The sequence below is a fragment of the Methylosinus sp. RM1 genome (genome assembly GCF_011378635.1).
Taxonomy (GTDB): Bacteria; Pseudomonadota; Alphaproteobacteria; order Rhizobiales; family Beijerinckiaceae; genus Methylosinus; species Methylosinus sporium.
This window is the reverse complement of record NZ_WOVC01000028.1, coordinates 38269-48013: the sequence shown is the minus strand read 5'-3', so window position 1 is coordinate 48013 and position 9745 is coordinate 38269. Positions and strand designations below refer to the sequence as shown.

Sequence of the window (9745 nt, the reverse complement as noted above, 5' to 3'; positions counted from 1 at the left end):
AAACCCCGGACCAACCCCGCCTCCCAGCGCAAGCAATCCGAAACGCCCTCGTTCGGCGAGCCGCAACCATTTCCGTTCCGCTGCCTAATGACAATATCCAATAGGGTGGGTCAAAATAATCTATAGAGTGGTTATAGGTATTCTCTCGGGTGGTTTATGCGGCGCCGCAATTTCGGGCGGTCCCACCCACGCCGAAGGCCGAAGGCGCCTCGGCATCGGCAATGAAATACCGATAATTCAAACATCTGTGAGATAGGCAGCGCCTATGGACGAGGCGCCGTCGCTGCGGACAAGCCTCCCCGGCCGGGCTGTGACAGAATGACTTGAGCCGCGCCGCGGCGCCGATCAGCGGGCGGCGCTTCCCGGCGCCGGCGCGGCGACGTCCAACGCATTGCGCAGATCGGCGGCGCCCTTGTCGCGCGCGGTGAGCGGCGCCAGTCCGAAGCGCGTTTCGATCGTCGCCAGAATCGACGCAGTGTCATAGACCGTGTGGTCGACGAATCCCTTTTTCGCGAAGGGCGACAGAATCAACGTCGGCACGCGCGTCCCGGGACCGAAACGGTCGATCTGCGGCGGCGCGACATGATCCCAGGAGCCGCCGTTCTCGTCGGCCGTGATGATGATCAGCATGTCGTTCCAATTCGGACTGCGCCGCAGCCGCGCGACGACATCGGCGAGATGCGCGTCGCCGGTCTTCAGATCGGCGTAATGCGGATGCTCGTTGAACTTGCCGACCGGCTTGTAGAAAGAGACGGCGGGCAGCGTCCCCGCCTCCGCCGCCGCGAAGAAATCGTCGGCGTCCTTCAAATGCCGCTCGCGCGCGGGCGTTCCGGGACCGAAATCGGCGAAATAGAGAAAGGGCTGGTGATGCGTCTGAAAGAACTCGGGCGCCTCGCGCTGGCGAATGCGCCCGGCGCGCATGTCGTTCCAGCCGCCGGCATACCAGGCCCATGAGACGCCCTTCTCGCTCAGCCGGTCGCCGATCGTCGGCTGCGTCTGCGGCGGCAGGCCGAGGCCCGCGGGCGTCGGAGCGTCGCGTGGCGACAAGGGCGTCGTCGGCTGCATCGTGCTGACCACGAAGCCGTCGCTGGTGACGGGTCCGGGCTTTTTGTAGCGCGGCGGACCGATATGAGCGCTCGCCGGCGTGTCGGCGGCGCGCGCGAGAAAGCCGGTGGCCTCGTCGATCTCGGCGATCAGCGACGGCGGCGCCGAGGGGAAGGTCGGGGCGCAGGCGCAGACGAGAAACATGTGATTGAGGAAGGAGCCGCCGAAGGCGCCGTGGAAAAAATGATCGGCGAGCGTGAACTCCTGCGCGAGGCGCCATTGCGCGAGGGAGCGGCCGTCGTAATAGCCCATGACCAGCCCGCCGGCGCCCGAGACGGCGGCGAAGCGATCCATTCTGCCGCCATTGATCTGCTCCTTCTCCTGGAAGAAATCATGCGTCAGATCGGGCGTCTTCTCGGCATTGGGCAGGAAGGCGTCGATGGGAAAAGGCGCATTGGGGAGAATGGAGGGAAAACGGGCGTCGACGCCCTTGTCGCCGCGGATCGGCGGCAACTCGCCGAAAGGCTTGCCGTCGACGTCGACCTGGGCGAAGCGTTCGGCGCCTATGCCGAGGCCATCGGCGCCGGGATAGAGGCCGAAGACATTATCGAAGCTGCGGTTCTCGGTATAGATCACGACGATGTGGCCGATCGCCGCAAAAGGATTTGCCGCCTCCTGCGCGAGCGAGGAGCCGACGAGGCCGAAGAGAAATAGCAAAAGGGAAGCTCTGGCCAAAATTCGTGAGAGCGTCACGGCGCGGCTCCATTCGCAATTGTCTTTTTCGCAAGCTAAATGCGCAAACGCACAATTTCATGACTTCGCAGAAAAGCCTCCGCGCGCGGGCGCGGAGGCTGTGTCGAGCGCAGCGAGAAATCCGCTCAGTGAGCGTGCTTCGTCGCGAGCTCCTGCTGCGGCTTGGGCGTCGCATTGGTGCGCGCCGGCAGGACCGGATAGTCGACTTTCGGCTGATCGCCGGTCAGCGCGCCGAGGAAGGCGACGATGGCCGTGGTCTCGTCGGGCGCGAGCTGCACGCCGAGCTGGGATTTCGCCATGACCTCGACCGCCTCCTCCAGCGTCCACACCTGGCCGGTATGGAAATAGGGCGCGCGCAGCGCGACATTGCGCAGCGGAGCGACGCGGAAGGAGAAAACGTCCGCCGGGCTCTTGGTGACGGCGAAACGACCTTTGTCGGCTTCCGGCAGAATGGCCGCCGACGGCTTTTCCACCGCGCCGAACTGCGCGTAATTGCCGCCGCCGACGTTCACGCCGTCGTGGCAGCCGCTACAGCCCTTGTCGATGAAGAGGCGCAGGCCCTTCTTCTGCGTCGCGTCCAGCGCCGCCTCGTCGCCGGCGAGGAATTTGTCGAGGCGTGAGTTCGGCGTCACCAGCGTCGCTTCGAAAGCCTCGATCGCCTTGGCGAAATTGTCGAAGCTCGCCGGCTTGTTGTCGCCCGGGAAGGCCTTCTGAAACGAGGCGACATAGGCCGGAATGCTGTTCAGCGTCGCCTCGACATTCGACGGCGTGTTGTTCATCTCGACGCCGGCCTGCACCGGACCCTTGGCCTGAGCCTTCAGGTCCTCGGAGCGGCCGTCCCAGAACTGGGCGACGTTGAACACGGCGTTGAGAACGGTCGGCGCGCGGCGCGGGCCCTTCTGCCAGCCATGGCCGATGGAGGTCGAGCCGGCGTCGACGCCGCCGAGGCTCAGATTATGACACGAGTTGCAGCTGATGAGCTGGCTCGAGGAGATGCGCGGATCGAAGAACAGCTCTTTGCCGAGCTCGATCTTGGCGGGTGTGAGTTCGTTGTTCTTCACGGCCTTGGCGGCCGCAGCCGCGGTGACCGGCTTGAAAACGGCGTTGGCGTCCGATCGCAGATCGCCGGCGACTGCGGCGAAAGGGATCAGCGCCATCGCGCTCAGCGCGGCGATGAATGCACGTGACATTTCCCAGGGCTCCTCCGATGGGGCTCGCGCGTGCGCTGCGAACGGACGCCGCTCGAACCGCCGCCCGCCTACCACAAGCTGAGCCCGCGGGCAAAGGCAATAATGCGCCAAACTGGGAGATGTCATGTAATTACAACTATAACTCTACTATTTTTCCGGTCATGTCGAATTGATGACGCCGCCCCGGCGCCAGATATTTTTCTCGCGCCGCAAGCTTGAAATATTGGTCGCGCGGCGTAGCTTCGGTTACTGGCGGCAGGCGAGACAAAAGCTGGAAGACCGCCCCGAAAATCCTTGCCGATGAGAAGGATTCCAGGCAGGATTGCGAATGCTCGCGCCGAGCGAAAGAAGCGGCTTCAGCCGACAGGCGCAGCGGGGAGGACGACATGGCCGTGCGCAAGCGCGCCGCGACCGCGGTCGCGGCAATGTTCAGTCTCTCGTTTCTCGATCTCGCGGGGCTCGGTCTCGCCGGCCTCGGCGCGGCGGGACTTTCCGCGGGCGTCGCTATCGCCGAGCCGCTGGGCCTGCCGCCTATCCCCATCCCCGCTGATAATCCGCAGACGGCCGAAAAAATCGCGCTCGGCGATCGCCTGTTCCATGATCTGCGTTTTTCATCCGACGGCACGGTCGCCTGCGCCACCTGCCACAAGGACGACCGCGCCTTCACCGACAGCCCACTGCGCACCTCGGAGGGCGTCGGCGCGAAGACCGGCACGCGCAATGCGCCGACAGTGATCGACGCGGCCTATTTCACCTCCTTTTTCTGGGATGGGCGCTCGGCCTCGCTCGAGGATCAGTCGCAGCATCCATTCCTCAATCCCGTCGAGATGGGCCTGCCCACGCATGAGCCGATTCTCGTGATCGCGCGCTCCGATCCCTTCTATGTCGAGCTCTTCAAAAAGGTCTTCGGCAAGAGCGGCGACGGCGTGACGATGGATGAGGTGAAGAAGGCCATCGCCGCCTATGAGCGCACCCTCGTCTCCGGCGATTCGCCCTTCGACCGCTGGCGCTTCGGCCATGAGGAGAATGCGATATCGGAGGCAGCAAAGCGCGGCTTCGAGGTCTTCGTCGGCCAGGGCCGCTGCGTCTCCTGCCATGTGATCGAGCAGGACCAGGCGCTGTTCACCGACAATCGGTTCCACAATATCGGCGTCGGCGTCAATCGGATGCAATCCGCTATTCCGCGCCTCTCCGCCGAATTTCTGAACGCGAAATCGAAGGGCGTCGATGTCGACAAAGCCGTGCTGACCGACCCCATGACCTCGGAGCTCGGCCGCTTCGCCGTCACCGATCAATTCGACGTCATCGGCGCCTTCAAGACGCCCACGCTGCGCAATGTCGCGGTGACCGCGCCCTATATGCACGACGGCTCGCTGAAGACGCTGAAGGACGTCGTCGAGCATTATGACAATGGCGGGCGCAGCAAGGGCGATCCGCCGCAGGTGAATGATTATCTCTCCGGCGGCATTCGCCCACTGAACCTCTCCAAGCAGCAGCAGGACGATCTCGTCGCCTTCCTGGAGACGCTCACCTCGCCGGCCTATGTCGGCGCGGCGACGAAATGAACGCGCCCGGCGCGATCGAGAAAAGGGAGCCGAGCAGATGAGCGAATTCGTCACCAGGCGCAGCGTTCTCGCGGGAGCCGGGGCCGGCGCGGCGCTGACCACTCTGCCGATCAGCATGGTCACGCTCGCCTTCGGCGGGGAGCGCGAGGATTTCACCTTCACCTATATTTCCGACGCGCATATCCAGCAGATCAAAGGCGCGAGCTTCGTGCGCAATTGGGATCAGGGGCTGAAACGCGCCGTCGCCGAGGCCAATCTGGTGAAGCCGGAATCGGATTTCGTCATCTTCGGCGGCGATCTCGCCCAGCTCGGCAAGCGCGAGGAGCTCGACCACGGCGCCGAAATGCTCTCCAAGCTGAAAGGCAGACTGCACGCCGTCATGGGCGAGCACGATTATTATTTCGATCTCGGCGATTATTGGAGCAAGCTCTACGGCCCGCATTATTACAGCTTCGACCATAAGGGCGTGCATTTCATCGTGCTGAACTCGATTTTGACCAGCGAGCAATGGACCTTCCATCGCTGGCCGACGGCCGAGCAGCGCATGTTGGAGATGGCCGGGCTCGACAATCCGAACGGCTCGCCCTTCATGGTCGGCGACAAGCAGCGCAAATGGCTCGCCAATGACCTCGCCAAGGTGGACAAGAAGACGCCGCTCGTCGTCTTCTCCCATTCGCCGCTGCAGAAGATCTACAAGGGCTGGAATTTCTGGACCGACGACGCCGAGGAGGTGCAGGCGCTGCTGCAGCCTTTCGACAGCGTCAACGTCATCTACGGCCATGTCCATCAGATCCAATATAATCAGATCGGCAACATCAGCTTCAACTCGGTGATGGCCACGGCCTGGCCCTGGCCCTATCCGCAGAGCTATGCGCAGGCCGAGAGCCATCTGCCCGTGCTCACCATTCCGATGAACCGCGCCGATCCCTTCTTCGAGCGCGACGCCACCGGCTGGCAGCTGATCGACATAGGCTCGGGCCGCGTCACCGCGCGCTATCAGCTCTGGGACAATGACCAGCGCACCGTCGCCTTCGACCGCAAGGCCGGCCATCCGGTCGACGTCGCCTATCAGGAGCCGACGCAGCGTCGTCTACCGCAAACTCATTATTGATCGGAGTTCGCCATGCTTCGCTCGACCTTGCTCCTCGCTTTCAGTCTCGCCGCCTTCGCCGCGACGACCGCGCGCGCCGATGAATTCACCAAGACCGACGTCGAGCGCTATCAAAAAGAGTTCGAGCAGGTGGCGGCCAAGGGCCGCGAATTATGGACGAGCGGCACGCTCGGGACCAATGGCGTCGCTTGCGCGCAATGCCACCCCAACGCCGCCAACACGCACCCAGAGACCTATCCGAAGTTCCAGAAGCAGCTCGGCAAGGTGGCGCAGCTGTTCGAGATGGCGAATTGGTGCATTCGCAATCCGCTGCAGGGCGCTAATCTCGCGCCGGACGATCCGCGCATGACGGCGCTCGTCTCCTACATCACTTTCGAGCGGCGCGGCGTGAAGCTCGCGCCCGGCCAGCATTGAGGACAGGCGCCATGCGGAAATCCTTTGCTCTCGCCCTGCCCGCTTTGCTGATCGCCGGCTCGGCCTGGGCCGCCGCAAGCGACGAGACCCGCGCCGATGTGCAGAATTTGGCGGGCGCCGCCGCCCCGGCTCAGGCGGCGGCCGCGCCCTCCCCTTGCGCAGGCTGCGCCGGCCACGATTGCGCCAATTGTCCGTTGGCCCTGGCCGCCGCCGCGCAGGCGGCGACCGGAACGGCGTAATCGCCAGCCCCGATCCGCTGCAACGTCGACTGAGTCCGGCTATTCGGACGGCGCCGCAGCCATTGCCGCCGCGGCCACGAGAGGAATGCCGAAAAAGCTCTCCTCATCCGAGCCGGCGGCCTTGTGCAGCTCGAAAGCGTCCGTCCAAACCGCCCTCTCCGTGTCGTCGGCCGGGCGGTAGGTGCATTTGGCTTCGGCATTGCCGGCCTGAAGCCATTTCCTGCTGTTGCGAACGAAGCGGTCGAGCGCTTTCTGATCGGTCGGGCGAATAACGCATCTGGGGACGCCATCGACCAGGACGACTTGCGGCAGCATGTCCGATCTCCGACAAAGGGCCTGAGCCCGTCTGATTGCTTGTCTCAGAATTAGATAGCAATCGACATGCCATGCCTCGCAGGATCAGCCGATGTAATCCTGCACCACATCGCCCAGAATGCGGTTCACATCGTCTATGGTCGAGACGTCATAGCGCGTGGTCTTCTCGCCGGCGGCCTCGTCGTCGCGCTCGAATTTCGGATGGCCGAAGCGGATCGAGCTTCCCTCGATCTCGAAGGGCAGCGGCAGCGGCTCCTTGAGCGGACGCGAGACGAAGAGCAGGCCCATCACCTTCTGCTCGACGGCGCTCGCCTTCAGCGCCAGCTCGACACCGAATTTCGGGCCGATATCCTTTTTGATCGAATCGTCGAGGAAGGCGACCCAGCGGAAGAAGCTGTCGAAATTGCGCCGTGCGGCGGCGAGCACCTGTTCTTCCGCCTTGGCGAGGCTCGCGCTCGGATCGCTCATTGTGTCAAATCCCCGGTCTGCGGCGCCTTTCGCCGAAGAAGCCGAGAACTACGCGAAATTCGTGCCGCCAGACGCTCGACTGGCTTCATAGGCGCGCAAATGCGTCGCGGCGATTTCCAGCGCCGGCGTCTCCAGCCGCGCCCGCCGCGCCCGCGCCAGCATGTCGCCGAGAATATGCTCGCCCTCGGTGCGCCCTCCCCGCTCTATGTCGCGTAGCATCGAGGCTTTGAGCGCCGAGCCGCGCACGAATAAAATCGACAATAGTTCCGGGAACTCGGGCGACGGCGTCCAGCCCTGCGCGCGGGCGACGCTCTCGCATTCCGCGAGCAGAAGCCGGATGAGACGCTCACCTGAGGGCGTCGCCAATATGTCTCCGACGCTCGCGCGCATCATCGAGGTGATCCCCGCCAGCGTCGCGAGCAGCACGAATTTGTCCCAGAGCCGCCGCTCTACATCGTCGACGAAAGTCGCCGCGACCGACGTCCGCGCGTAAATGGCCTCCAGCGCCGTGAGCCGCTCGTCCGGTCCGCCGTCGCGCACGCCGAAAATCAAGCGGTTGCGCTCGCCGAAGTGGCGCACGACGCCATCCTCGGCGAGGGTCGCGCTGATCTGTGCGACGCCGCCGAAGACTTTCGCCTCAGGAAAGCGCGCCTCGATTCGATCGAGATGCGCGAAGCCGTTGAGCAGCGGCAGCACGCCCGTTCCCGGCGCGACGGCGCCGGCGATGGTCTCGAGGGACTCGTCGAGATCATAGGCTTTGCAAGTGAGGATCACGAGATCGAAAGCCGTCAGCGCTTTCGGGTCGAAGACGGCTTTCGCCGCGAGATTCATGTCGCCCAAAGGGCTCTCGATCCGCAGCCCGCGCTCGGCGAGGAGGCGCGAGCGCGCTTCCCGCACGAAAAAGGTCACATCCGCGCCCGCTTCGACGAGCCGGCCGCCGAAATAGCCGCCGACGGCCCCCGCGCCGAGGATCAGAACGCGCATCACGCGCCGCCGGTCGGATAATTCGGGCTCTCTCTGGTGATCGTCACGTCATGGACATGGCTCTCGCGCAGGCCGGCGTTGGTGATGCGCACGAATTCCGCCTTGGACTGGAACTCGGGAATGGTCGGCGCGCCGACATAGCCCATGGCGGCGCGCAATCCGCCGGCGAGCTGATAGAGGATCGGCGCCACCGGTCCGCGATAGGGCACCTGGCCCTCGATTCCCTCCGGCACCAGCTTCAGGCTCTCCTTCACATCCTGCTGGAAATAGCGGGCGGCGGAGCCGGCCTCCATCGCGCCGACGGAGCCCATGCCGCGGTAGGATTTGAAGGAGCGGCCCTGATAGAGAAACACCTCGCCCGGCGCCTCCTCCGCGCCCGCGAGCAGCGAGCCGATCATCACCGCCGAGGCGCCGGCCGCGATCGCCTTGGCGAGGTCGCCCGAATATTTGACGCCGCCGTCGGCGATGACCGGCACGCCGGCTTTGAACGCCTCCTCGGCCGCGTCCATGATCGCCGTGAGCTGCGGCACGCCGACGCCCGCCACAATGCGGGTCGTGCAGATGGAGCCCGGGCCGATGCCGACCTTCACGGCGTCGGCGCCGGCGTCGATCAGCGCCTTGGCCGCGTCGCGCGTCGCAATATTGCCGGCGACGATCGAAACCTTGTTGGAGAATTTCTTGATGCGGCCGACCTGATCCAGCACCGCCTGCGAATGGCCATGAGCCGTGTCGATGACGATGAGATCGACGCCGGCGTCGATCAATTGCAGCGCGCGCTCGAAGCCGCGATCGCCGACCGTGGCGGCGGCGGCGACGCGCAGCCGCCCCTCGGCGTCCTTGGCGGCGTGCGGATGCAGCGTCGCCTTTTCGATGTCCTTCACGGTGACGAGGCCGACGCAGCGATAATCCTCGTCGACGACGAGCAATTTCTCGATGCGATGCTGATGCAGCAGGCGGCGCGCCTCCTCCTGATCGACGCCCTCGCGCACGGTGATGAGCTGCTTGGTCATCAGCTCGGCGACCGGCTCGCGCATATTGTCGGCGAAGCGCACGTCGCGATTGGTGAGAATGCCGACGAGCTTGCCGGGCTTCTCGCCATGGCCGCGCTCGACCACCGGAATGCCGGAAATATTATAGCGCGCCATCAGCGCCAGCGCGTCGGCGAGCGTCTCGTCGGGATAGATGGTGATCGGATCGACCACCATCCCGCTCTCATAGCGCTTGACCTTGCGCACCTCGGCGGCCTGGGCGGCGGGGGTGAGGTTCTGGTGGATGACGCCCAATCCGCCGGCCTGCGCCATGGCGATGGCGAGGCGCGCCTCCGTCACCGTGTCCATGGCCGAGGAGATGATCGGCAGGTTGAGCGTTATGTCGCGCGTCAGCCGAGTCGAAATATCGACTTGCGACGGCATCACCAGCGAATGGCTCGGACGCAGCAACACATCGTCGAAGGTCAGAGCCTCGTGCAACGGCGGTCGTGCGTATGATGTCATGAAGCCAACTCCCTCGGGGGCGCAAAAACCGGCCATGCTCGAGGCCGGACGACATAGAGACGGCGACGGCCGTCTTCCGGGTTGGCGCGTGCTCATAGCACCAATATGACGGAAGGCAAAATCGGCGCGCGCCCGCGGTGGAAAACTCGATCGAGGCCGCGCGACGGAA

The 9745-nt window shown here is 64.6% G+C and carries 11 protein-coding genes; 4 read left to right on the top strand and 7 right to left on the bottom strand.

The window, feature by feature from the left end; translation table 11 throughout:
• Positions 1–345 precede the first annotated feature (345 nt).
• The 3 genes from acpA to FMZ75_RS16440 all read right to left on the bottom strand — a co-directional run bounded on the left by acpA (position 346) and on the right by FMZ75_RS16440 (position 3375).
• Positions 346–1797 (bottom strand): acid phosphatase, encoded by a 1452-nt coding sequence (gene acpA, locus FMZ75_RS16450; RefSeq protein WP_370464732.1) that lies wholly within the window; start codon positions 1795–1797, stop codon positions 346–348.
• 125 nt (positions 1798–1922) lie between these two features.
• Complete coding sequence (locus FMZ75_RS16445; RefSeq protein WP_166144271.1) at positions 1923–2987, bottom strand: cytochrome-c peroxidase; 1065 nt, start codon at positions 2985–2987, stop codon at positions 1923–1925.
• A 136-nt stretch (positions 2988–3123) separates the two neighbouring features.
• Entirely contained in the window at positions 3124–3375 is a 252-nt protein-coding gene (locus tag FMZ75_RS16440) for a hypothetical protein (protein WP_166144269.1), read from the bottom strand.
• On the opposite strand from FMZ75_RS16440, the gene FMZ75_RS16435 reads away from it, so the two are divergent.
• Genes FMZ75_RS16435 through FMZ75_RS16420 form a run of 4 tightly spaced genes read left to right on the top strand, consistent with a single transcriptional unit; the run spans position 3374 to position 6316 of the window.
• Positions 3374–4552, top strand: a complete 1179-nt coding sequence (locus tag FMZ75_RS16435) for a cytochrome-c peroxidase (RefSeq protein WP_166144267.1) — start codon at positions 3374–3376, stop codon at positions 4550–4552. The genes FMZ75_RS16440 and FMZ75_RS16435 overlap by 2 nt on opposite strands.
• Before the next feature lie 37 nt (positions 4553–4589).
• Positions 4590–5663, top strand: a complete 1074-nt coding sequence (locus tag FMZ75_RS16430) for a metallophosphoesterase (RefSeq protein ID WP_142863450.1) — start codon at positions 4590–4592, stop codon at positions 5661–5663.
• Positions 5664–5675: 12 nt separating this feature from the next.
• On the top strand, positions 5676–6077 hold the full coding sequence (locus FMZ75_RS16425) for a cytochrome C (protein ID WP_142863451.1): 402 nt from the start codon (positions 5676–5678) through the stop codon (positions 6075–6077).
• Between the two features lie 11 nt (positions 6078–6088).
• Positions 6089–6316 carry a hypothetical protein gene (locus FMZ75_RS16420; protein ID WP_166144265.1) on the top strand — a complete coding sequence of 76 codons (228 nt, stop codon included), beginning with the start codon at positions 6089–6091 and terminating at the stop codon, positions 6314–6316.
• Positions 6317–6355: 39 nt separating this feature from the next.
• On the opposite strand, the gene FMZ75_RS16415 is transcribed toward FMZ75_RS16420, so the two are convergent.
• The 4 genes from FMZ75_RS16415 to guaB all read right to left on the bottom strand — a co-directional run bounded on the left by FMZ75_RS16415 (position 6356) and on the right by guaB (position 9576).
• Complete coding sequence (locus tag FMZ75_RS16415; RefSeq protein ID WP_024880178.1) at positions 6356–6631, bottom strand: hypothetical protein; 276 nt, start codon at positions 6629–6631, stop codon at positions 6356–6358.
• 84 nt (positions 6632–6715) lie between these two features.
• Complete coding sequence (locus FMZ75_RS16410; protein ID WP_108918005.1) at positions 6716–7099, bottom strand: hypothetical protein; 384 nt, start codon at positions 7097–7099, stop codon at positions 6716–6718.
• Between the two features lie 48 nt (positions 7100–7147).
• Positions 7148–8083, bottom strand: coding sequence for a ketopantoate reductase family protein (locus FMZ75_RS16405; protein ID WP_142863453.1), 936 nt, complete (start codon positions 8081–8083; stop codon positions 7148–7150).
• Positions 8083–9576, bottom strand: coding sequence for an IMP dehydrogenase (gene guaB / locus FMZ75_RS16400; protein WP_108918006.1), 1494 nt, complete (start codon positions 9574–9576; stop codon positions 8083–8085). Before guaB ends, FMZ75_RS16405 begins: the two co-directional genes overlap by 1 nt.
• Positions 9577–9745: the final 169 nt, after the last annotated feature.